The organism is Cupriavidus sp. CPT47-8839-RL05A (genome assembly GCF_058792255.1).
Genome location: NZ_JBYTEG010000025.1, coordinates 1 through 22,012 on the forward strand (window position 1 = coordinate 1; position 22,012 = coordinate 22,012).

At 63.9% G+C, this 22,012-nt stretch carries 21 protein-coding genes; all 21 read right to left on the reverse strand.

Annotation, left to right across the window (positions count from 1 at the left end; genetic code table 11):
- Positions 1-123 precede the first annotated feature (123 nt).
- Positions 124-492 carry a cytochrome o ubiquinol oxidase subunit IV gene (gene cyoD / locus AC3WVS_RS25950; RefSeq protein WP_492320904.1) on the reverse strand — a complete coding sequence of 123 codons (369 nt, stop codon included), beginning with the start codon at positions 490-492 and terminating at the stop codon, positions 124-126.
- Complete coding sequence (gene cyoC / locus AC3WVS_RS25955) at positions 492-1,136, reverse strand: cytochrome o ubiquinol oxidase subunit III (protein WP_492320905.1); 645 nt, start codon at positions 1,134-1,136, stop codon at positions 492-494. Before cyoC ends, cyoD begins: the two co-directional genes overlap by 1 nt.
- A 5-nt stretch (positions 1,137-1,141) precedes the next feature.
- Positions 1,142-3,115 carry a cytochrome o ubiquinol oxidase subunit I gene (gene cyoB, locus AC3WVS_RS25960; RefSeq protein ID WP_010809110.1) on the reverse strand — a complete coding sequence of 658 codons (1,974 nt, stop codon included), beginning with the start codon at positions 3,113-3,115 and terminating at the stop codon, positions 1,142-1,144.
- Between the two features lie 8 nt (positions 3,116-3,123).
- Positions 3,124-4,089 (reverse strand): ubiquinol oxidase subunit II, encoded by a 966-nt coding sequence (gene cyoA, locus AC3WVS_RS25965; protein WP_010809111.1) that lies wholly within the window; start codon positions 4,087-4,089, stop codon positions 3,124-3,126.
- A gap of 601 nt (positions 4,090-4,690) precedes the next feature.
- Positions 4,691-5,167 carry a MaoC family dehydratase gene (locus AC3WVS_RS25970; RefSeq protein WP_492320906.1) on the reverse strand — a complete coding sequence of 159 codons (477 nt, stop codon included), beginning with the start codon at positions 5,165-5,167 and terminating at the stop codon, positions 4,691-4,693.
- A 32-nt stretch (positions 5,168-5,199) separates the two neighbouring features.
- Entirely contained in the window at positions 5,200-5,643 is a 444-nt protein-coding gene (locus tag AC3WVS_RS25975; RefSeq protein WP_492320907.1) for a MaoC family dehydratase, read from the reverse strand.
- A 166-nt stretch (positions 5,644-5,809) separates the two neighbouring features.
- Entirely contained in the window at positions 5,810-6,928 is a 1,119-nt protein-coding gene (locus AC3WVS_RS25980; RefSeq protein ID WP_492320908.1) for an acyl-CoA dehydrogenase family protein, read from the reverse strand.
- 13 nt (positions 6,929-6,941) lie between these two features.
- A complete protein-coding gene (locus AC3WVS_RS25985; protein ID WP_492320909.1) occupies positions 6,942-8,144 on the reverse strand; it encodes an acyl-CoA dehydrogenase family protein in 1,203 nt (400 codons plus the stop codon).
- Positions 8,145-8,239: 95 nt separating this feature from the next.
- Entirely contained in the window at positions 8,240-8,686 is a 447-nt protein-coding gene (locus AC3WVS_RS25990; RefSeq protein WP_492320910.1) for a DUF1178 family protein, read from the reverse strand.
- A gap of 128 nt (positions 8,687-8,814) precedes the next feature.
- Positions 8,815-9,450 (reverse strand): NUDIX domain-containing protein, encoded by a 636-nt coding sequence (locus AC3WVS_RS25995; RefSeq protein WP_492320911.1) that lies wholly within the window; start codon positions 9,448-9,450, stop codon positions 8,815-8,817.
- 44 nt (positions 9,451-9,494) lie between these two features.
- Positions 9,495-9,803 carry a DUF2818 family protein gene (locus AC3WVS_RS26000; RefSeq protein ID WP_010809118.1) on the reverse strand — a complete coding sequence of 103 codons (309 nt, stop codon included), beginning with the start codon at positions 9,801-9,803 and terminating at the stop codon, positions 9,495-9,497.
- Between the two features lie 13 nt (positions 9,804-9,816).
- Positions 9,817-11,292 carry an NADH-quinone oxidoreductase subunit NuoN gene (gene nuoN / locus AC3WVS_RS26005; RefSeq protein ID WP_492320912.1) on the reverse strand — a complete coding sequence of 492 codons (1,476 nt, stop codon included), beginning with the start codon at positions 11,290-11,292 and terminating at the stop codon, positions 9,817-9,819.
- Between the two features lie 18 nt (positions 11,293-11,310).
- Positions 11,311-12,777, reverse strand: a complete 1,467-nt coding sequence (locus AC3WVS_RS26010; protein WP_492320913.1) for an NADH-quinone oxidoreductase subunit M — start codon at positions 12,775-12,777, stop codon at positions 11,311-11,313.
- Between the two features lie 27 nt (positions 12,778-12,804).
- Positions 12,805-14,892, reverse strand: a complete 2,088-nt coding sequence (gene nuoL, locus AC3WVS_RS26015; protein WP_492320914.1) for an NADH-quinone oxidoreductase subunit L — start codon at positions 14,890-14,892, stop codon at positions 12,805-12,807.
- 58 nt (positions 14,893-14,950) lie between these two features.
- On the reverse strand, positions 14,951-15,256 hold the full coding sequence (gene nuoK / locus AC3WVS_RS26020) for an NADH-quinone oxidoreductase subunit NuoK (RefSeq protein WP_010809122.1): 306 nt from the start codon (positions 15,254-15,256) through the stop codon (positions 14,951-14,953).
- Between the two features lie 17 nt (positions 15,257-15,273).
- A complete protein-coding gene (locus AC3WVS_RS26025) occupies positions 15,274-15,918 on the reverse strand; it encodes an NADH-quinone oxidoreductase subunit J (RefSeq protein WP_010809123.1) in 645 nt (214 codons plus the stop codon).
- A gap of 184 nt (positions 15,919-16,102) precedes the next feature.
- Positions 16,103-16,594, reverse strand: coding sequence for an NADH-quinone oxidoreductase subunit NuoI (gene nuoI, locus AC3WVS_RS26030; RefSeq protein WP_010809124.1), 492 nt, complete (start codon positions 16,592-16,594; stop codon positions 16,103-16,105).
- Positions 16,595-16,652: 58 nt separating this feature from the next.
- Positions 16,653-17,717, reverse strand: a complete 1,065-nt coding sequence (gene nuoH, locus AC3WVS_RS26035; RefSeq protein ID WP_340528739.1) for an NADH-quinone oxidoreductase subunit NuoH — start codon at positions 17,715-17,717, stop codon at positions 16,653-16,655.
- Positions 17,718-17,738: 21 nt separating this feature from the next.
- On the reverse strand, positions 17,739-20,105 hold the full coding sequence (gene nuoG / locus AC3WVS_RS26040) for an NADH-quinone oxidoreductase subunit NuoG (protein ID WP_492320915.1): 2,367 nt from the start codon (positions 20,103-20,105) through the stop codon (positions 17,739-17,741).
- Positions 20,106-20,117: 12 nt separating this feature from the next.
- Positions 20,118-21,413 carry an NADH-quinone oxidoreductase subunit NuoF gene (gene nuoF / locus AC3WVS_RS26045; protein ID WP_340528743.1) on the reverse strand — a complete coding sequence of 432 codons (1,296 nt, stop codon included), beginning with the start codon at positions 21,411-21,413 and terminating at the stop codon, positions 20,118-20,120.
- Position 21,414: 1 nt separating this feature from the next.
- Positions 21,415-21,912 (reverse strand): NADH-quinone oxidoreductase subunit NuoE, encoded by a 498-nt coding sequence (gene nuoE / locus AC3WVS_RS26050; RefSeq protein ID WP_492320916.1) that lies wholly within the window; start codon positions 21,910-21,912, stop codon positions 21,415-21,417.
- Positions 21,913-22,012: the final 100 nt, after the last annotated feature.

Sequence of the window (22,012 nt, forward strand, 5' to 3'; positions counted from 1 at the left end):
TAACACTTCCCCTTGCCGGGTGTGTAGGGGACTTCCACCCCCAAGTAGGTGCGCCCTGCCGGGCGCACCAAAAAAAACGGGGCCCCTTGCAGGGCCCCGCTCTCGATGCCAGGACGTTGGTCCTTACATCACCATCATGTTGGCATTCAGGTTGTGCATGATCCACAGCGAACCCGCCACCACGATCACCAGGATCAGCGCCGTGAACAGCAGCGCGATCACGTTGCTGCGCTGCTCGGACGACGTGTCCAGGTGCAGGAAGTACTTCAGGTGGACCAGGATCTGGACCGCGGCCATGCCGAGGATGATCCAGAGGATGGTGCCCTTGTCCATGCTGCCGTCCATCACGAGCTTGAACGGGACCACGGTCAGGATCACGGCCAGGATGAAGCCGATTGCGTACGACTTGAAGCTGGCGTGGGTGTCATGACCCGCGTGCGAGTCGTGCGAATCGTGGGCGCCGTGCGCCGCCGGTGCGTTGTGTTGTGCCATCACAGATGTCCCATCAGGTAGACCACGGTAAACACGCCGATCCAGACCACGTCCAGGAAGTGCCAGAACAGCGACAGGCACATCAGGCGCTTGCTCAGGGTCGGGGTGATGCCCTTCTTCGACAGTTGCCACATCAGCACGATCATCCACAGCATGCCGCTGGCGACGTGCAGGCCGTGGGTGCCGACCAGCGTGAAGAACGACGACAGGAACGCGCTGCGGCCCGGGCCGGCGCCTTCGGCGATCAGGTGATGGAATTCGTTGATTTCCATCGCCATGAATGCCGCGCCCAGCAGGAACGTGATGCCGAGCCACACCTGCACGCGGCTCAGGCTGCGGTTCTGCAGCGAGATCATCGCCATGCCGTACGTGATCGAGGAGAACAGCAGGATGAAGGTCTCCACCAGCACGTAGCTGAGCTCGAACAGCTCCTTCGCCGACGGGCCGCCTGCCAGTTCGCCGCGCAGCACGGCGAAGGCCGCGAACAGTCCGGCGAAGATGATGCAGTCGCTCATCAGGTAGATCCAGAAGCCATACACCGTATTGGCACTGGTATCGTGGTGCGCATGGTCATGGCCATGCGCGTCGGCTTTGGCCGGTGCGCCGGCCTGCGCGGGGATGCGGTCTAGGACTTGAGTCGACATGGTTCTCAGGCTTGCGAAGCAATGCGCTGCAGATGGCGCGTTTCGATCTGCTCGACCTCGGTGGCCGGCACGTAGTAGTCGATATGGTCGTCGTTGCTGCGGTGGATGAACGCCCACACCATGCCCACCAGGCCAACGATGGCCATCCACCAGATATGCCAGGTCAGGGCAAAGCCGAACACCAGGCTGAAGGCGCCGATGATGAAGCCCGCGCCCGTGTTCTTGGGCATGTGGATCTTCTCGTAGCCTTCGGTCGGCAGCGTCTCGCCACGGGCCTTCATGTCGGAGAACGCGTCCAGGTCACGCACCACCGGGGTGTGCGCGAAGTTGTAGAACGGCGGCGGCGACGAGGTGGCCCACTCCAGGGTGCGGCCGCCCCACGGGTCGCCGGTCACGTCGGCCAGCTTCTTGCGGTCGCGGATCGACACCACGATCTGCAGCACCTGGAAGAAGATGCCCAGCGCCACGAACACCACGCCGACCACGGCCAGGTACAGCCACGGCGTCCAGGCCGGGTTGTCGGTGTGGTTCAGGCGGCGGGTCATGCCCATCAGGCCCAGCACGTACAGCGGCATGAAGGCGAAGTAGAAGCCGACCAGCCAGCACCAGAAGGCGCACTTGCCCAGCCGCTCGTTCAGCGTGAAGCCGAACGCCTTCGGCCACCAGTAGGTGATGCCGGCCAGGTAGCCGAACAGCACGCCGCCGATGATCACGTTGTGGAAGTGGGCGATCAGGAACAGGCTGTTGTGCAGCACGAAGTCAGCGGCCGGCACGGCCATCAGCACGCCGGTCATGCCGCCGATCACGAAGGTGATCATGAAGCCCAGCGTCCACAGCACCGGCGAGGTCATCTGGACCCGGCCGCGGTACATGGTGAACAGCCAGTTGAAGATCTTCACCCCGGTCGGGATGGAGATGATCATGGTGGTGATGCCGAAGAACGCGTTGACGTTGGCGCCCGAGCCCATCGTGAAGAAGTGGTGCAGCCACACGATGAACGACAGCACCATGATCGCGGCGGTCGCGTACACCATGCCCTTGTAGCCGAACAGCTTCTTGCCCGAGAACGTGGCGATCACTTCAGAGAAGATGCCGAACGCCGGCAGGATCAGGATGTACACCTCGGGGTGGCCCCAGATCCAGATCAGGTTCACGTACATCATGGCGTTGCCGCCACCGTCGTTCGTGAAGAAGTGGGTACCGACGTAGCGGTCCAGGCCCAGCAGCGCCAGGGTCACGGTCAGCACCGGGAAGGCAGCCACGATCAGCACGTTGGTGCACAGCGCGGTCCAGGTGAACACCGGCATGCGCATCAGCGTCATGCCCGGCGCGCGCATGCGCAGGATCGTCACCAGGAAGTTCACGCCGGTCAGCAAGGTGCCCAGGCCCGAGATCTGCAAGCTCCAGAGGTAGTAGTCCACCCCCACGCCCGGGCTGAAGTCCAGGCCCGACAGCGGCGGGTAGGCCAGCCAGCCGGTCTTGGCGAATTCACCGACGCCCAGCGAGACATTGACCAGCATGGCGCCCGACACGAACAGCCAGAACGACAGCGTGTTCAGGAACGGGAAGGCCACGTCGCGCGCGCCGATCTGCAGCGGCACGACCAGGTTCATCAGGCCGGTCATCAGCGGCATGGCCACGAAGAAGATCATGATCACGCCGTGGGCGGTGAAGATCTGGTCGTAGTGCTCGGGCGGCAGCACGCCGGTCGCGCCATTGGTGGCGAGCGCCAGCTGGGTGCGCATCATGACCGCGTCGGCGAAGCCGCGCAGCAGCATGATCAGCGCGACCAGGCAGTACATCACGCCGATCTTCTTGTGGTCGACCGAGGTGAACCACTCGTTCCAGAGGTAGCCCCACTTCTTGAAATAGGTGATCGCGCCTAGCAGCGCGGCACCGCCCAGGGCGACGCCGGCCAGAACGACCATGATGATCGGCTCATGAAACGGAATCGCCGACAAACTCAACTTGCCAAACATCATTGCTCCTAGGATTGCGCGCCCAGCGCCTTCACAGGCGTGGTCATCGACAGCTGCTCTTCACCGAGGGTGTTGCGCGACGTGCAGATCGGGCCGCCCTTGAACCCGTCGGCGGCGAGCGCCGTGCCGCTGTGGTCCATGTACTTGTGCAGGATGTTGTGGAAGAGCTTGTCTTCCACCTTGCCGTAGTACGTGACCGGCTCCTTCTCGCTGGGTTGTGCCAGCGTCTTGTAGCCTTCAACGCCCAGTTCGGTGGACGAGGCGCGAACCTTGGCGACCCACTGGTCGAACTCATAGTTCGACATGGCGACCGCCTTGAACTTCATGCCCGAGAAGCCGCCGCCGCTGTAGTTGGCGGACACGCCGTCGTAAGAGCCGGCTTCGTTGGCGATCAGGTGCAGCTTGGTCTCCATCCCTGCCATGGCGTATACCTGGCTGCCCAGTTGCGGGATGAAGAACGAATTCATGATCGAATCCGAGGTGATCTTGAAGTTCACCGGGGTGTCGACCGGGAAGGCGATCTGGTTGACCGTGGCGATCTTCAGTTCCGGATAGATGAACAGCCACTTCCAGTTCAGCGCCACCACCTCGACGGTGACCGGCTTCTTGCTGGATTCGAGCGGCTTGTACGGGTCCAGGTCGTGCGAGGACTTCCAGGTGATGATGCCCAGCGCAATGATGATCAGGCAGGGGATCAGCCACACCACCACTTCGATCGCGGTGGAGTGCGACCAGTCCGGCTCATAGCGCGCCGAGGTATTGGACGCGCGGTACTTCCAGGCGAACACCAGCGTGAGCACGATCACCGGCAGCACCACCAGCAGCATGAGCCAGGTCGCGATCAGGATGATGTTCTTGATGTCGACGCCGACCTGCCCTTTCGGGTCGAGCAGCGTCATGTTGCAGCCGGCGAGCAGGAGCAGGCCAAGGCAAGGCAGGAACCGCGTCCAACGCGGCAGTATGGGTTTCTTCATGTCACGACTGGTTTGGTTACACCGCGCTTCGGGCAAAAGCGTGGCTAAACCGCCTGATGCTCGCGCAAGAGGCGTGGGGCTGAGGGAAAACCGGAAGGACGTGTCCTTAGCTGGCGTTGCGGTCGGGCGGCGGATCGAACGCCGGGGGACCATGCGGCCTTGCAACGCCATGAACACGGAAGGACAACTGACTGCGTGCGCTGCAGGCCCTGTAGGACCTTGCCGGCGCTGCGGCACCTGGCCGAAACCGCGAACGGTCCCGGCTCAGTACAGCGGCCGGGTAGCGTTGGAATACGAGGTTTTTGCACTTCCCGACGGACTTGCCTTCATGGCAAGCGCGGTTTTCGGCCGGGGAGCGCAACACGTAAAACATCGTGGGCGCGACTGTACCGCAACGCAACATTAGGGGTAAACCCAACGGCACAGAACACACTGTTCAGCAGAACGGACAATCGACGCACAAATCCGCGAAGCAGTATTTGACTGGCATCAACGTCACAAATCGGTTCCTAAAAATGCAGAAAGCCGCGCATTAGGCGGCCTCCGGGGTGCGGCATGCCTGTGTGGCATATTGTCGCACCGCGTCAAAACTGCCTATCCGTCACCCGTAGCGGCGCGTGATCGACTCGGCGACGCAGACCGGACGGTCGCTGCCCTCGCGCTCCACCGTCACTTCCCAGGTGGACTGTGCGCCCACCAGTTCGGGCGACTTCGGCAGCGGATCGAGACGCTCGACCTTCAGCAGCTTGATGCGCGCGCGCAGCTTGCTGCCCACCGGCACGGGTGCCGTGAAGCGCACGCGGTTCAGGCCGTAGTTGACGCCGATCTTCGACGGCATATGCAGCGCGTTGTGCATGAACTTGGGCAGCAGCGACAGGGTCAGGAAGCCGTGGGCGATCGGGCCGCCATAGGGCGACTCCTTCTTCGCGCGCTCCACGTCGATGTGGATCCACTGGTGGTCGCCGGTGGCATCGGCAAACTGGTTGACCTGCTGCTGGGTCACCTCGATCCAGTCGCTGACCGCGACTTCCTGGCCCTGCAGGCCTTCCAGTTCTTCCAGCGTTGCGATGGTGCGCATGTCGATAGTCTCCTCGTGACGATAAAGTGTTCTTAAGCGGGGCGGCGGCCGTACATGCCCATGCCCTTGACGGCGCAGACCAGTTCGCCGCGCTGGTTGGTGGCTTCCCACTGGGTGTGGACCACGCCGCGGTCCGGCTTGGACTGCGACGGCCGGGTATCGAGCACATTCAGCACGACGGTGAGCGTGTCGCCGGCGTAGACGGGCTTGAGCCAGCGGATCTCGTCCACGCCGGGCGAGCCCATGCTGGCCGACTTGCCGGTGGTGCTCAGCACCAGCAGCCGCATCATGATCGAGCACGTCATCCAGCCGCTCGAGATCACGCCGCCATAGATGCTCTTGGCAGCGGCTTCCTTGTCGATATGGAACGGCTGCGGATCGTACTGGCGGGCAAAGGCCAGGATCTCTTCCTCGGTGACGAGGTACGAACCCAGTTCGCGGCGGCTGCCGACTTCAAAGTCCTCGAAATACAGCATCGGTTGTCTCTCTGTAGTGATTGGCGCCAGGGCGCTAAGTTTGCTCAGGCGATGATCGCATGGCCGCCGGGGGCCGGCGTCCGTATTTGCCGAACCCGCCCCTAACGGTCCCCAAAGAAAAAAACCGCGCCTGGACTACAGCGCGGTTTTGCTTGGACTGACAGGATCAGGCAGCTTCCTGGAACCCCGGCTGGGCGGCGAACCTGCCCAGGTGGTGATCCACGTCGCCGAAGGTGGTGTTGATCAGCGTCAGCCGCTTGAACATGTGCGCGGCCGGCAGTTCGTTGGTCACGCCCATGCCGCCGTGGATCTGCACTGCCTCCTGGCCGACCGTGCGCGCTGCCTGCCCCACGCGCGCCTTGGCGGCGGAGACATAGCGGCGGCGCTCTTCCGGCGTTACTTCTTCGAAGCGTGCCGCGGCCAGCAGCGTGATCGAACGCGACTGCTCGGCGTGGATGAACATCTCCACCATGCGGTGCTGCAGCGCCTGGAAGCGCGCGATCGGCACGCCGAACTGCTGGCGCGTCTTGGCATATTCCAGCGTGGCGGCGTTGAGCGTATCCATCACGCCCACGGCCTCGGCGCACAGCAGCACGGCAGCGTAGTCGGCCACTTGCTCGATCACCGGGAAGGCCTTGCCGGCTTCGCCCAGCAGTTGCGCGGGGGCATCCTGGAAGGTGATGTCGGCCGCGCGCAGGTTGTCGATGGTGCGGTAGTCCTTGATGCTGACGCCGGCGCCCGTGGCATCCACCAGGAACAGCGAGATGCCGTCCGGGTCGGCTTCGGCACCGCTGCTGCGGGCCGACACGATCAGCTTGTCGGCCTGGCCGCCGTGCAGCACCACGGTCTTGCGGCCGTTGAGCTTGCCGTCGCGGGCGGTGACGCGCACGTCGTTCAGTTCATAGCGCGCCTGCGGCTCGTTGAAGGCCACGGCCAGCTTCAGTTCGCCGCCGGCGACCTGTTCCAGCAGCGCATCCTGGCCACCGGCCAGGCCCAGGGCGTAGGCGCCCACCACCGTGGCCAGGTACGGCTCCACGATCAGGCCGCGGCCCAGCTCCTGCTGCACCACCATCATGTCCAGGGCCTTGCCCGCGAAACCGCCCTGCGCTTCCGGCACCGGCAGCGCGGTCAGGCCAAGCTCGACCAGCGAGCCCCAGGCGGCGTCGCCATAACCGGCGGCGCTTTCGTAGTTCTGCTTGCGGGACTCGAAGCCGTAGTCCTTGTCGATGAAACGGCGGACGGCGTCGGCCAGCTGCTTCTGTTCGTCGCTGAGATTGAAGTTCATGTTGCGTGTCTCCTCACAGCCCCAGAATCATCTGGCTGATGATGTTCTTCTGAATTTCGTTGGACCCGCCATAGATGGAGGTCTTGCGATAGTTGAAGTAGTACGCGGCCAGCGGCGCGGCGTCGTCGTAGCCGGTCACGGCGTGCTCGGTCTCGCACTCCAGGTAGGCGGTGTCGAACGGCTGCGCGTACGGGCCGACGGCCTCGACCATCAGCTCGGTCAGCAGCTGCTGGATCTCGGTGCCCTTGATCTTGAGCATCGAGGCCTCGGGGCCGGGGCCCTTGCCTGCCGCTTCGCTCGAGACCACACGCAGCACGGTGATTTCCAGCGCCATCAGTTCGATTTCCAGCGCGGCCACCTTGGCGCCGAACACCGGGTCTTCCAGCAGCGGCTTGCCGTTCTTCTGCTGCTGGCGCGCCACGCGCTTGAGGAAGCCGAGCTCGCGCTTGGAGTTGCCCACGCGGGCGATGCCGGTGCGCTCGTGGCCCAGCAGGTACTTGGCGTAGGTCCAGCCCTTGTTCTCTTCGCCGACGCGGTTCTCGACCGGCACCTTGACGTTGTCGAAGAAGACTTCGTTCACCTCATGCTCTTCGTCGAGCATGATGATCGGGCGCACGGTGATGCCCGGGGTCTTCATGTCGATCAGCAGGAACGAGATGCCCTCTTGCTTCTTGGCCTCGGGGTCGGTGCGCACCAGGCAGAAGATCATGTCGGCGTGCTGGCCGAGCGTGGTCCAGGTCTTCTGGCCGTTGACGATATAGTGCTTGCCGTCCGAAGTCAGCTCGGCACGGGTCTTCAGCGAGGCCAGGTCCGAACCCGAGCCCGGCTCCGAATAGCCCTGGCACCACCAGTCGGTGCAGTCCAGGATGCGCGGCAGGTAGTACGACTTTTGCTCTTCGCTGCCGTACTTCATGATCACCGGCGCGACCATCGCCACGCCGAACGGCAGCACGCCGGGCGCGCCGACGCGGGCATTCTCTTCATCCCAGATATGGCGCTGGGTGGCGTTCCAGCCGGTGCCGCCGTACTGGACCGGCCAGTGCGGTGCCGACCAGCCCTTGCCGGCCAGGGTCTTGTGCCAGCGCACCAGGTCGTCGCGGTTCGGACGGCGGTGGTTGAGAATCTTGCTGCGGATGTCCGCCGGCAAGTTGGCTTCGAGCCAGCTACGCACTTCCTCGCGGAAGGCGTTGTCGGACGCCGAGTAGTTGAGATCCATGCCCGTCTCCAGTGGTGCCGGCTTGGCGTGGGGCCGCCGGCGGTTTGTTCTGCCTGCACGTCAAGCGCCGACAGCAAACGGGCACAAGACGCAATTCAGTGAGCCGTCTGCTTCAGCGCATCCGGCACCACGAGCGGGAAAGTCTCGATGCCCTCTTCGGCCAGCGCCTGCACCTCCTCCGCCGAGGCCGAACCGCGAATGCCGCGTTCCGGCGCCTCGTCATAGTGCATGCGCCTCGCCTCTTCGGCAAAGCGATCGCCAACGTCCTCGGTCTGTGCCAGCACCTGCTTCACTGCATTCATATAGAGCGCTTGCAGTGTCACCGGTGCGGCGGCCGGCTGCGCCGGCCTGGCGCTGCCTTCGCGCGCGGTCGCGCCCGACAGGTTCAGGCGCGGCGCGCTGGGCAGCCGCGTCACGGCGTGGTCGCCACAGACCGGGCATTGGACGAGGTCACGCGAGATTTGCGACTGCGCATCTTCTTCCGAGGCAAACCAGCCCTCGAAACCATGGTCATGCGCGCAGCGCAGGTCGAGCACCTTCATGATCTTTCCAGCCCGTCAAAAGCTATATTATCCGCGAATCGAAATTTTGTGAACGGTCGTGCTAAATTTTTTAGAACGACCGTTCGGGAACAACCGCATGGCGCAGAATCCACGCGGCTCACTACTCACTATACGGCGTAATGCGGCAGCGGCTGTTCGCCCGGTTGCCAGGCACCCGAGATCACTTTTTCCAGCCAGAATGCGCCGATGATGGTCTTTACGTCGGTGATGCGGCCGCTGCGGACCCAATCGATCACCTGCCCCACCGGCGTGATGAAGGTCTCGATGAACTCGCCGTCGTCGAGCTGCGCCTCGCCATGCGTCAGGTCGCGCGCCAGGAAGATGTCGATGAACTCGGTGGAATACGAGATAACCGGGTGGATGCGCGTCAGGTAGTCCCAGCGCGCCGCGCTGTAGCCGGTCTCCTCCAGCAGTTCGCGTTCGCCGCAGCGCTGCGCGCCCTCTTCCGGATCAAGCTTGCCGGCGGGGAATTCCAGCATCACTTCGCCGATCGGATAGCGGAACTGGCGCTCCATCAGCACGGTGCCGTCGCTGAACAGCGGGATCATCATCACCGCGCCCGGATGGACCACGTACTCGCGCCCGGTCTGCTTGCCGTCCGGCAGCCTGACGATATCTTGCTTGAGGGTGAGGAACTTGCCGCGATGGACCGTGGCCGAGGCGACGCACACTTCCTTCAGTGCGTCGTCGTTCCCGGCGGGTTCAGCGGTAGACGGGGTGCCGCGTTGGATCTTGTCGGTCATGGACGCTCCGGATCAGGCAGGGCCCGGCGCCGACAAGACCGGCTTCAGGCCGTGCGGTGTTTGACGAGGTATTGCCAGGTGAAGCCCGGGAAGGCAAACACCAGCATCATGCACGCGGTGATGGCGTAAAACTGCCAGCCCTGCGGGAAGGCGTTGCCAAGGCTGGCCTCCACCGCAAAGCCGGCGGCGCCCGCCACCGCGAACCATACGATCAGTTCCAGCAGGCGCAGCCACAGCGGCTTGCGCGCCCGCCGCAGCGGGATCAGCACGAACAGGCGCTGGTTCACAAACGGCAGGTTCGCACTGATCAGTGCCAGCAGGATGACAAACCAGCCGCTTGCGGATGCGCTCATGGCGTGTGGCGGATCAGGAACCCAGGGTCGAGCGGATGGCCTGGTAGCACAGGTTCATCAGCGCGGCCGGGAAAATACCCAGCAGGATCACCGCGGCGCCGTTCACGCTCAGCATCGAGCGCAGGCCAAAGGTTGCTTCCAGCTCTTCTTCAGCAGCGGGCGCATCGAAGTACATCAGCTTGACGATACGCAGGTAATAGAACGCGCCGATCAGCGAGAACAGCACGGCCACCACGGCCAGCCAGGTCATGCCCGACTTGACCACCGCATCCAGCACGGCCAGCTTGGCATAGAAGCCCACGGTCGGCGGAATGCCGGCCAGCGAGAACATCATCACCAGCATCAGGAACGCGAACCACGGGTTGCGGCGCGACATGCCCCTCAGGTCTTCCAGGGTTTCGGCCTCGAAACCCTTGTTCGTGCGCAGCAGGATGATGCCGAAGGTGCCCAGCGTGGTCAGCAGGTAGGTCACCGAGTAGAACATCGCCGAGCTGTACGCATCGGCGGCGCCGTCAGCCTTGTTGGCGACCACGCCCGACAGCAGGCCCAGCAGCACGAAGCCCATGTGCGAGATGGTCGAGTACGCCAGCATCCGCTTCAGGTTGCTCTGCACGATGGCGGTCAGGTTGCCGATGGCCAGCGAAATGATCGACAGCACCACCAGCATCATCTGCCAGTCGCTGGCCAGGGGCAGCAGGCCTTCCACCAGCACGCGGATGAACAGCGCAAAAGCTGCCACCTTGGGGCCGCCGGCGATCAGCAGCGTCACCGCGGTCGGCGAACCCTGGTAGATGTCCGGGATCCACATGTGGAACGGCGCGGCACCCAGCTTGAACGACAGGCCGGCGACGATAAAGACCACGCCAAAGGCCAGCATGGTGGTGTTGACGCGGCCCGACTCGACCACGCGGAACACTTCGCCCAGGTTCAGCGAACCGGTGGCGCCGTACATCATCGAGATGCCGTACAGCAGGAAGCCCGAAGCCAGCGCGCCCAGCACGAAGTACTTCATCGCCGATTCCGAGGTCACGCGCGATTCGCGGCGCAGTGCCACCAGCGCGTACGACGACAGCGACAGCAGTTCCAGGCCCAGGTACAGGGTCAGGAAGTTGTTGCCGGTGATCATCACGATCTGGCCGCCCAGCGTGAACAGGGCCAGCATGTAGAACTCGCCGGCGAACATGTCGCGCTCAGCCAGGTAGCGGCGCGTGTACACCAGCGTGACAAACAGGCCCGCCGCGCAGAACGCCGACAGCACGTTGGCCATCGGGTCGATCACCACCAGGTTGGAAAACGCGTAGTGGGTCTCGCCGGCGGCGGCGTTCAGGCCGAACCACACCGTCAGCACCAGGGTGGTCAGCAGCGACAGCGGATAGGCAACGCTTTGCTTGCCCTTGCCGCGCGCAAGGTCGATCCAGTTGATCGCGGCGATGGCGATCGCCAGGAAGATGATCGGCGCCACAGGGCCGAGTGTCGAGGACGGTTGCATGTTGATTTCTCTCCCCGATTACAGCTTGGACTGCGCCGCGTGGGACAGCAGGTTCACCACGGACGCGTGCATCACGTCGGTAAAGGGCTTCGGGTGCAGGCCCATGTACAGCGTCATGATGGCCAGCAGGCCGAGCATGACGAACTCACGCTTGTTCAGGTCGACCAGCTCGCGCACGTGCTGGTGGACGATATCGCCGAAGATCACGCGCTTGACCATCCACAGCGAGTAGGCGGCGCCGAAGATCAGGGCGGTGGCAGCCAGCAGGCCGATCCAGAAGTCGAACTTGACCGCGCCCAGGATCACCATGAATTCGCCGACGAAGCCCGAGGTGGCCGGCAGGCCGCAGTTGGCCATCGCGAAGAACACTGCCAGCGCGGCGAACTTGGGCATGGTGTTGACCACGCCGCCGTAGTCGGCGATCTGGCGCGAGTGCACGCGGTCGTACAGCACGCCGATGCAAAGGAACATCGCGCCGGAGATAAAGCCGTGCGAGATCATCTGCACGATGCCGCCTTCAACGCCGATGTCGCTGAAGATGAAGAAGCCCAGCGTGACGAAGCCCATGTGGGCGATCGACGAGTACGCCACCAGCTTCTTCATGTCGGCCTGCACCAGGGCCACCAGGCCGATGTAGATCACCGCGATCAGCGAGATGGTGATGATGAACGGCGCCAGGTAGTGGCTGGCGTCAGGCGCGATCGGCAACGAGAACCGCAGGAAACCGTAGGCACCCAGCTTCAGCATGATGGCGGCCAGCACCACCGAACCGCCGGTCGGCGCTTCCACGTGGGCGTCCGGCAGCCAGGTGTGCACCGGCCACATCGGCACCTTGACCGCGAAGGCGACGAAGAAGGCAATGAACAGCGCGATCTGCTCGTTCATCGACAGCTTGGCCTGGTGCCATTGCAGGATTTCGAAGGTACCGGTCTTGTTGTACAGGTACAGCAGCGCAATCAGCGTCAGCAGCGAGCCCGCCAGCGTGTACAGGAAGAACTTGAACGCGGCATAGACGCGGTTCGGGCCGCCCCAGACACCGATGATGATGTACATCGGGATCAGCGTGGCCTCGAAGAACACGTAGAACAGCATGCCGTCCAGCGTGCAGAACACGCCGACCATCAGGCCCGACAGGATCAGGAACGAGGCCATGTATTCGGCCACACGCTCGGTGATCACTTCCCAGGCCGAGATCACCACGATCACCGTGATGAAGGCGGTCAGCACCACGAACCACATCGAGATGCCGTCAACACCCAGCAGGTAGTTGATATTGAAGCGTTCGATCCAGCTCGCCTTTTCGACGAACTGCATGGCCGCGCTGGCGCGGTCGAAGTGGAATACCAGCGGCAGCGTGACGACAAAGCTGGCGATCGAGCCGAACAGCGACATCCACCGGACAAAGCCCGGGCTGCGGTCCGAGCCGAAGGCCAGGATCAGCAGGCCGAAAAAGACAGGCAGCCAGATTGAGAAAGACAGAACCATTTCTATGTTTTCCTTACTTGGTGCCTATCACTTGGTGCCGATCACGCCCGTGACCGTTAGCGTCAGCAGCACCAGCATGCCGACGATCATCGCGAACGCGTAGTGGTAGATATAGCCCGACTGCAGGTAGCGGCTTGCCGAAGCAAACGAAGCCACCAGGCGCGCCGCGCCGTTAACGAACAGGCCGTCGATCAGGCTCTGGTCGCCGCCCTTCCACAGGCCGGTACCGAGCAGGCGTGCGCCGCGGGCGAACACGGCCTGGTTGATGGCGTCCATGTAGTACTTGTTGTCCAGCAGCTTGTAGAGACCCGAGAAGCGGTTCGCGATGGCTTCAGGGATATCCGGGCGCTTCATATAGAAGAACCAGGACAGCACCACACCGGCGACGGCCAGCCACAGCACGGGCGTGGTCAGCGAGTGGATCGCCATTGCCACCCAGCCGTGGAATGCTTCCTTGAGCTCGGCCATGGCGTGGTGGTTCTCGCCAACGAAGATCACGTCCTTGAACGCGATGCCGTTCTTGAAGAAATTACCAAACAGCATCGGCTCGATCGCGATCGCACCGACGATCACCGACGGGATCGCCAGCAGCACCAGCGGCAGCGTCACCACCCACGGCGACTCGTGCGGCTTCTCGCCGGCGGCCAGGCCATGGTGGTGGTCGTGCGAGACCTCTTCGTCCTCATGGTCGCCTTCATGATGCTGGTGGGCATGGTTCTGGCCCCAGCGCTCCTTGCCGTGGAAGACCAGGAAGTACATGCGGAACGAGTAGAACGCGGTGACGAACACGCCCGCCAGCACGGCGAAGTAGGCAAAGCCCGAACCCGCGATATGCGACTCGGCCACGGCCTCGATGATCGAGTCCTTGGAGTAGAAGCCCGCGAAGAACGGCGTGCCGATCAGCGCCAGCGAACCCACCAGCGAGGTGATCCAGGTGATCGGCATGTACTTGCGCAGGCCGCCCATGTTGCGGATGTCCTGGTCGTGGTGCATGCCGATGATGACCGAGCCCGCACCCAGGAACAGCAGTGCCTTGAAGAACGCGTGCGTCATCAGGTGGAACACGGCCACCGAGTATGCCGAAGCGCCCAGCGCCACGGTCATGTAGCCCAGCTGCGAGAGGGTCGAGTAAGCGACCACGCGCTTGATGTCGTTCTGGATGATGCCCAGGAAGCCCATGAACAGCGCCGTGATGGCACCGATCACCAGCACGAAGGACAGCGCCGTATCCGACAGCTCGAACAGCGGCGACATGCGCGCCACCATGAAGATGCCGGCGGTCACCATCGTTGCCGCGTGGATCAGCGCCGAGATCGGGGTCGGGCCTTCCATCGAGTCAGGCAGCCAGACGTGCAGCGGGAACTGCGCCGACTTGCCCATCGCGCCGATGAACAGGCAGATGCAGGCCACGGTGATCATCAGCCAGTCGGTGCCCGGGAAGATCACGGTCGCCAGCTGGTCGCGCGCGGCGAACACTTCGGTGTAGTTCATGCTGCCGGCGTAGGCCAGCAGCAGGCCGATGCCGAGGATAAAGCCGAAGTCGCCGACGCGGTTGACCAGGAACGCCTTCATGTTGGCGAAGATCGCCGTCGGGCGGGTGTACCAGAAGCCGATCAGCAGGTACGACACCAGGCCCACCGCTTCCCAGCCGAAGAACAGCTGCAGGAAGTTGTTGCTCATCACCAGCATCAGCATCGAGAAGGTGAACAGCGAGATGTAGGCGAAGAAGCGGTTGTAGCCGGGGTCCCCGTCCATGTAGCCGACGGTGTAGATGTGCACCATCAGCGAGACGAAGGTCACCACCACCATCATCATCGCGGTCAGCGAGTCGACCAGGAAGCCGACCTCCATCTTCAGGCTGCCGATGGCCATCCACTCGTAGACGGTGCCGTTGTAGCCGGCGCCGTTCATCACGTCGAGCAGCACCATCACCGACAGCACGCAGGCAATGGCCACGCCCAGAATCGTCGAGGTGTGGGCCACCATCCGGCCGCCGCGCGACTCCGAGGAAAACAGGTCAAAGAACTTGGTACCGAACAGGCCGGCGATCGCGGAGCCGACTAGCGGCGCCAGCGGGATCGCAAGCAGCAGGTTGGGGTTGAGCGTGGTTGCCATAGGACGCTTAGTGGTGTGCGGTCGGTGAGTCTTGGGTATCTGCGTAGTGCGCCACGGATCAGCCCTTGAGGGTATCCATGTCGTCCACGTTGATCGTATCCAGGTTGCGGAACAGCACAACCAGGATGGCGAGACCGATTGCCGACTCGGCGGCGGCCACCGTGAGGATGAAGAAAACGAAAACCTGACCAGCCAGGTCGCCCAGGTAATGCGAGAAGGCGACGAAGTTGATGTTCACCGCAAGCAGCATCAGTTCGATCGCCATCAGCAGCACGATCACGTTCTTGCGGTTCAGGAAGATGCCGACGATGCTGATCGCAAACAGGATCGCACCGAGCACGAGGAAATGAGCGAGAGAGAGCACAGCGATTTCTCCGGGCTTTAGTTCTTATTGGCGGCAGCCGCGGCTTCCGTCTGCTGGGTCTGGCCTTCGGACTGCATCGGCACCAGGCGCACGCGCTCGTCGCGGCGGGTGCGCAGCTGCGCCGACACGTCCTGGGCCTTGACGTCCTTGCGGCGGCGCAGGGTCAGCGCCACGGCGGCGATGATTGCCACCAGCAGGATGATGCCGGCCACTTCGAAGGCGTAGATATAGTCGGTGTAGATCAGCTTGCCGAGCGCGGCGGTGTTCGAGTAGCCCGGGTCCTGCGAACCGTTGGTGGCCACCGGCGTGGTGGTGCCGATAAAGTTGCGCACCAGCACGATCGCCATTTCGGCGATGATCAGCGCGCCCACCACCGAGGCCATCGGCACGTAGGTCCAGAAGTCCCGCCGCAGGTGCTCGATGTCGATATCGATCATCATCACCACGAACAGGAACAGCACCATCACCGCGCCGACATAGACCAGCACCAGCAGGATGGCGAGGAATTCCGCCTTGAGCAGCATCCAGATCGCCGCGGCCGTGAAGAACGACAGCACGAGGAACAGTGCGGAATGCACCGGGTTCTTCGCAGTGATGACTTTCAGTGCGGAGAGCACCAGCACCAGCGCAAAGACGTAGAAGATGGTGGTCGTGAGTTCCATGGTCCCTATCGGATCCTCTCTGGGCCGTCCGGCACAAGCCACCCCTCGGGTGGCCCGCTCCTGCGGCATCCTTGCATTGGCCCCTTGCATTGCAGGGACCGCATTCAAATTCGGTGGCGGCGGCTGCCAGGTCTGCTGCTTGCGGCAGCCGCGAACCGGTCGTTACTTCTGTCGCTGCTTCGGCTTAGCGGTACTTCGCGTCGGCAGCCTTGGCTGCGGCGATCTGCGGCTCGTAGCGGTCGCCCACTGCCAGCAGCATGTCCTTGGTGAAGTACAGGTCGCCGCGCTTCTCGCCGTGGTACTCCAGGATCTGTGTTTCCACGATGGCGTCGACCGGGCAGGCCTCTTCGCAGAAACCGCAGAAGATGCACTTGGTCAGGTCGATGTCATAGCGGGTCGTGCGGCGCGTGCCGTCGGCGCGCGCGTCGGACTCGATCGTGATGGCCAGCGCCGGGCACACCGCCTCGCACAGCTTGCAGGCGATGCAGCGCTCTTCCCCGTTGGGGTAGCGGCGCAGCGCGTGCAGGCCACGGAAGCGCGGCGAGATCGGCGTTTTCTCTTCCGGGAACTGGACGGTGATCTTGCGCGCGAAGAGATAGCGGCCGGTCAGGGCCATGCCCTTGAAGAGTTCCTTCAGGAGCAGGCTGTTGAAGAAGTCCTTGATGGCGAGCAGCATGATGCTTCCTAGTATTTCCACACGGTGCGCGCCACGGCGCGCACCGTCGTTTGGCCGTTCAGTGCCAGATGTTCCAGGGCGACTTGATCCAGATCGCCACGATGATCAGCCACGCCACCGTCAGCGGGATGAACACCTTCCAGCCCAGGCGCATGATCTGGTCATAGCGGTAGCGCGGGAACGAGGCACGGATCCAGATGAAGACGGACAGCAGCAGGAATACCTTGATCACCAGCCAGAAGAAGCCCGGGATCGCATTGGTCAGCACGCTATCGACCGGGGGCGCCCAGCCGCCCAGGAACATCAGCGCGGTCATCGTCGAGATGATGATCATGTTGATGTACTCGGCCAGGAAGAACAGCGCGAAGCCCATGCCCGAGTATTCGATCATGTGGCCGGCCACGATTTCCGACTCGCCTTCCACCACGTCGAACGGGTGGCGGTTGGTTTCGGCCACGCCCGAGATAAAGTAGACGCCGAACATCGGCAGCAGCGGCAGCCAGTTCCACGACAGGATGTTGATGCCCATGTCGGCAAAGTAACCGGTGTTCTGGCCATTGACGATGGCCGACAGGTTCAGGCTGCCGGCAACCATCAGCACCGTCACCAGCGCAAAGCCCATGGCGATTTCATACGACACCATCTGGGCCGCGGCGCGCATGGCGCCGATGAAGGCGTACTTGGAGTTCGAGGCCCAGCCGGCCAGGATCACGCCGTACACGCCCACCGAGCTGATCGCCATCACGTACAGCAGGCCGGCGTTGACGTCCGCCAGCACCACTTCAGCCTGGAACGGAATCACGGCCCAGACCGCCACGGCAGGCATCAGCACCATCAGCGGGGCAATCAGGTACATGCCCCGGCTGACCTGCGTGGGCATCATGACTTCCTTGAGCAGCAGCTTCAGCACGTCGGCGATCGGCTGCAGCAGGCCCAGCGGACCCACGCGGTTCGGACCGATACGGACGTGCATCCAGCCGATCAGCTTGCGCTCCCACAGGATCAGGTAAGCCACGCACAGCAGCAGCGGCACCACGATAATCACGGCGCGAATCAGGATCCACAGCGGTGTCCAGTAGGCACCCAGCAGGCCCTGTCCTTGCGAGGTAATCCAGTCAATCATGTCTTGTTCTCGCTCTTGTTCTTACGCCGTGGCCACGGTGCCGGTGGCCGGCGCCAGGTCAATGGCCTTCTCTACGGTGACCGTGCCGTACATCGCGCCCAGGCTCATGGCCGCCGGCGTTGCCGCCGGCACGCGCACGGTGTTGGCCGGGAGCGTGGCTTCGAGCACGGCCGGCAGCACCACGCTGCCCTGCCCTTGCGTGACCCGCACCGGATCGCCGGACTGGATGCCAAGGCTGGCGAACAAGTCGGCCGGCAGCGAGATCTGCATGGCGCGGCGCGCGGCAGCGCTCAGCTGCAGCGATTCGGCGCGGCGCACGATCGGGTCGGCGTGGTAGATGGGCACATCGGCGATGCGTTCGATGCCGTTGGCGGCAGCGGCGGCAACGCGGATCGGCGCGTCGGTGGCGTTGTCCAGCTGCGCGTCGACCGGGGCCGACAGCACTTCGGCACGCACCGACTCGGCGGTTTCGTAGTCGAAGCCGGCCACGTCCAGCAGGTTGCCCAGCACGCGCAGCACCTTCCAGCCCGGACGCGATTCGCCCAGCGCGCGGACCACGCCGTTGAAGCTCTGCGGCTTGCCTTCGCAGTTGACGAAGGTGCCGGCGGTTTCCGTGAACGGCGTCACCGGCAGGATCACGTCGGCGTACTGCATGGCCGCTTCCGAGCGGAACGGCGACAGCACCACCACCGTGCCGGCCTGGGCCAGCGCGGCCAGCGCCTTGCGCGGGTCGGCGGCGTCGAACTCGGGTTCGGTGTTCAGCAGGATGTAGGCCTTGCGCGGCGTGTCCAGCATCGCCTGCGCATTGGCGCCACCCTGCCTGGGCAGCGCGCCGGCGACATAGCTGCCGACGGTGTTGGCGGCTTCGGTCAGGAAGCCCAGCGTCGCACCGGTTTCAGTGGCGATCCACTGTGCCAGCGCGTGCAGCGCCGAGAACTGCGGATGGCGCACGGCCTCGTTGCCGAGGAACACCGCGCGGCGCTCGCCCGACAGCAGCGCTTCGGCCGTCTTGGCGGCAACATCGCCACCGTCGAAACCTTCGGTGCCGGCCGGGGCGGCCATGCCCTTGGCAGCGGCCACGGCACGGGCCACGCCGGCGAGGGCCGCGGTCCAGCCCGACGGCGCCACGTCGATGCGGGCGGCCACGGGCATCAGCAGGTCTTCACCGCCGGCGCCCAGCACGGCCACGCGGGCGCCCTTCTTGGTAGCCTGGCGCAGGCGCGAGGCCAGCAGCGGATGATCCTTGCGCAGCGACGAGCCGATCACCAGCACGCGTTGCAGCGTGGTCACGTCGGCCACCGGCATGCCGAGCCACGGCGCGCCCTTGAGCGCGGCCGAGAAGTCGGACTGGCGCAGGCGGAAGTCGACGTTGTCGCTGCCCAGGCCGCGCATCAGCTTGCCCAGCAGGAACAATTCTTCGAGCGTGCTGTGCGGGCTGGCGAGCGCGGCGATCTGGTCGGCGCCGTGCTCGCGCTTGATGCCGGCCAGGCCGTTGGCCACGTATTCGAGTGCGGTCTGCCAGTCGGTTTCCATCCATTCGCCGCCCTGCTTCAGCAGCGGGCGGGTCAGGCGGTCGGCGCTGTTCAGGCCTTCATACGAGAAGCGGTCCTTGTCGGAGATCCAGCACTCGTTGATGTCTTCGTTTTCCAGCGGCAGCACGCGCATCACGCGCTGGTTCTTGGTCTGCACCACCAGATTCGCGCCCAGGCCGTCGTGCGGCGACACCGACTTGCGGCGGGCCAGTTCCCAGGTGCGGGCCGAGTAGCGGAACGGCTTGCTGGTCAGCGCGCCGACCGGGCACAGGTCGATCATGTTGCCCGACAGTTCCGAATCGACGGTCTTGCCGACGAAGGTGGTGATCTCGGAATGCTCGCCGCGGCCCAGCATGCCCAGCTCCATCACGCCGGCCACTTCCTGGCCGAAACGCACGCAGCGGGTGCAGTGGATGCAGCGGGTCATCTCCTCCATGGAGATCAGCGGGCCCACGTTCTTGTGGAACACCACGCGCTTCTCTTCCTTGTAGCGCGACTCCGAGGCACCGTAGCCCACGGCCAGATCCTGCAGCTGGCATTCGCCGCCCTGATCGCAGATCGGGCAGTCGAGCGGGTGGTTGATCAGCAGGAATTCCATCACGGACTTCTGCGCCTTGACCGCCTTCTCCGAATTGGTGAAGACCTTCATGCCGGGGGTCACCGGCGTGGCGCAGGCAGGCAGCGCCTTCGGGGCCTTTTCGACCTCGACCAGGCACATGCGGCAGTTGGCCGCGATGGACAGTTTGCGGTGGTAGCAGAAGTGCGGGATATAGGTGCCCAGCTTGCGGGCTGCTTCCATCACCAGGCTGCCTTCAGCAACCTCAACCTTCTTGCCGTCGATCTCTAGTTCAACCATGTTCTGCCACGCTTAGATGTAGGCCGGAACCATGCACTGCTTGTGTTCGACGTGATATTCGAACTCTTTCCAGTAGTGCTTGAGCATGCCGCGGACCGGCATCGCCGCGGCATCGCCGAGCGCGCAGATGGTGCGGCCCATGATGTTTTCCGCGACGTTGTTGAGCAGGTCCAGGTCTTCCTGGCGCCCCTCTCCGTGTTCGATGCGATTGACCATGCGGTAGAGCCAGCCGGTGCCTTCGCGGCAGGGCGTGCACTGGCCGCACGATTCCTCAAAATAGAAGTACGACAGGCGCAGCAGCGAGCGGACCATGCAGCGCGTCTCGTCCATCACGATCACCGCGCCCGAGCCCAGCATCGAGCCGGCCTTGGCGATCGAGTCATAGTCCATGTCGGACGCCATCATCAGGTCGCCCGGCACCACCGGCGCGGACGAACCGCCCGGGATTACCGCCTTGATGCGCTTGCCGCCGCGCATGCCGCCGGCGAGCTCCAGCAGCTTGGCGAACGGCGTGCCCAGCGGGATCTCGTAGTTGCCGGGACGCTCGACGTCGCCCGAGATCGAGAAGATCTTGGTGCCGCCGTTGTTCGGCTTGCCCAGCTTCAGGTAGTTCTCGGGGCCGACGGCCAGCAGGAACGGCACCGCGGCGAAGGTCTCGGTGTTGTTGATGGTGGTCGGCTTGCCGTACAGGCCAAAGCTGGCCGGGAACGGCGGCTTGAAACGCGGCTGGCCCTTCTTGCCTTCCAGCGATTCGAGCAGCGCGGTTTCCTCGCCGCAGATATAGGCGCCGTAGCCGTGGTGCGCGTGCAGCTGGAAATCGAAGCCCGAGCCCAGGATGTTGTCACCCAGGAAGCCGGCCGCGCGCGCCTCTTCGAGGGCTTCCTCGAAGATCTTGTACTCGTTCCAGATTTCGCCGTGGATGTAGTTGTAGCCCACGGTGATGCCCATCGCATACGCGCCGATGGCCATGCCTTCGATCAGCGAGTGCGGGTTGTAGCGGATGATGTCGCGGTCCTTGAACGTGCCGGGCTCGCCTTCATCGGTGTTGCAGACCAGGTATTTCTGACCCGGGAAGGTGCGCGGCATGAAGCTCCACTTCAGCCCGGTCGGGAAACCCGCACCGCCGCGGCCACGCAGGCCCGATGTCTTGACATCGGCGATCACCTGCTCGGGCGGGATCTTCTCGGTCAGGATGCGCTTCAGTTGCTGGTAGCCGCCACGCTTGACGTAGTCTTCCAGGTGCCAATTCTTGCCGTCCAGGCCGGCCAGGATCAGCGGCTGGATATGGCGGTCGTGCAGACTGGTCATATTACTTGTCCCCCTTGGCGGCTTCGCTCTTGAGCTCGTCGACAAGCGCGTCGAGCTTGTCGTCGCTCATGAAGCTGCACATGCGGGTGTTGTTGACGATCATCACCGGCGCGTCGCCGCAAGCGCCCATGCACTCGCCCTCTTTCAGGGTGAAGCAGCCGTCAGCGGTGGTCTCGTTGTAGTCGATCCCGAGCTTGCGCTTCAGGTACTCGCCAGCCCGCTCGCCGCCCGACAGGGCGCACGGCAGGTTGGTGCAGACGGCGAGCTTGAATTTGCCCACCGGCTTGGTGTCATACATGTTGTAGAAGGTCGCCACCTCTTCCACCCACACGGGCGGCATCTCGAGGTAGTTGGCGACGAACTGCATGACTTCGGGGGAAACCCAGCCCACCTCGCCCTGCGCCACGGCAAGCGCCGCCATCACGGCCGACTGCTTCTGGTCGGCCGGATACTTCGCGATCGCGCGATCGATTTCCTTGAGAGCTTCTGCTGATAGCATGGTCATTGCAGTAAAACGGCGTCAGGCAGCGCCACCGGGCGTTCCCTTCCGCAGGTTTGCAGCCGTCGCTGCCCGTTCCGCCGGCAGGCCTGAGGCCGTA

Excerpts from the sequence above, each read along its gene's own strand:
- cyoD (WP_492320904.1), bottom strand. The coding sequence starts at position 492 with ATGGCACAACACAACGCACCGGCGGCGCACGGCGCCCACGATTCGCAC.
- cyoC (WP_492320905.1), bottom strand. The coding sequence starts at position 1,136 with ATGTCGACTCAAGTCCTAGACCGCATCCCCGCGCAGGCCGGCGCACCG.
- cyoB (WP_010809110.1), bottom strand. The coding sequence starts at position 3,115 with ATGTTTGGCAAGTTGAGTTTGTCGGCGATTCCGTTTCATGAGCCGATC.
- cyoA (WP_010809111.1), bottom strand. The coding sequence starts at position 4,089 with ATGAAGAAACCCATACTGCCGCGTTGGACGCGGTTCCTGCCTTGCCTT.
- AC3WVS_RS25970 (WP_492320906.1), bottom strand. The coding sequence starts at position 5,167 with ATGCGCACCATCGCAACGCTGGAAGAACTGGAAGGCCTGCAGGGCCAG.
- AC3WVS_RS25975 (WP_492320907.1), bottom strand. The coding sequence starts at position 5,643 with ATGCTGTATTTCGAGGACTTTGAAGTCGGCAGCCGCCGCGAACTGGGT.
- AC3WVS_RS25980 (WP_492320908.1), bottom strand. The coding sequence starts at position 6,928 with ATGAACTTCAATCTCAGCGACGAACAGAAGCAGCTGGCCGACGCCGTC.
- AC3WVS_RS25985 (WP_492320909.1), bottom strand. The coding sequence starts at position 8,144 with ATGGATCTCAACTACTCGGCGTCCGACAACGCCTTCCGCGAGGAAGTG.
- AC3WVS_RS25990 (WP_492320910.1), bottom strand. The coding sequence starts at position 8,686 with ATGAAGGTGCTCGACCTGCGCTGCGCGCATGACCATGGTTTCGAGGGC.
- AC3WVS_RS25995 (WP_492320911.1), bottom strand. The coding sequence starts at position 9,450 with ATGACCGACAAGATCCAACGCGGCACCCCGTCTACCGCTGAACCCGCC.
- AC3WVS_RS26000 (WP_010809118.1), bottom strand. The coding sequence starts at position 9,803 with ATGAGCGCATCCGCAAGCGGCTGGTTTGTCATCCTGCTGGCACTGATC.
- nuoN (WP_492320912.1), bottom strand. The coding sequence starts at position 11,292 with ATGCAACCGTCCTCGACACTCGGCCCTGTGGCGCCGATCATCTTCCTG.
- AC3WVS_RS26010 (WP_492320913.1), bottom strand. The coding sequence starts at position 12,777 with ATGGTTCTGTCTTTCTCAATCTGGCTGCCTGTCTTTTTCGGCCTGCTG.
- nuoL (WP_492320914.1), bottom strand. The coding sequence starts at position 14,892 with ATGGCAACCACGCTCAACCCCAACCTGCTGCTTGCGATCCCGCTGGCG.
- AC3WVS_RS26025 (WP_010809123.1), bottom strand. The coding sequence starts at position 15,918 with ATGGAACTCACGACCACCATCTTCTACGTCTTTGCGCTGGTGCTGGTG.
- nuoI (WP_010809124.1), bottom strand. The coding sequence starts at position 16,594 with ATGCTGCTCGCCATCAAGGACTTCTTCAACAGCCTGCTCCTGAAGGAA.
- nuoH (WP_340528739.1), bottom strand. The coding sequence starts at position 17,717 with ATGATTGACTGGATTACCTCGCAAGGACAGGGCCTGCTGGGTGCCTAC.
- nuoG (WP_492320915.1), bottom strand. The coding sequence starts at position 20,105 with ATGGTTGAACTAGAGATCGACGGCAAGAAGGTTGAGGTTGCTGAAGGC.
- nuoF (WP_340528743.1), bottom strand. The coding sequence starts at position 21,413 with ATGACCAGTCTGCACGACCGCCATATCCAGCCGCTGATCCTGGCCGGC.
- nuoE (WP_492320916.1), bottom strand. The coding sequence starts at position 21,912 with ATGCTATCAGCAGAAGCTCTCAAGGAAATCGATCGCGCGATCGCGAAG.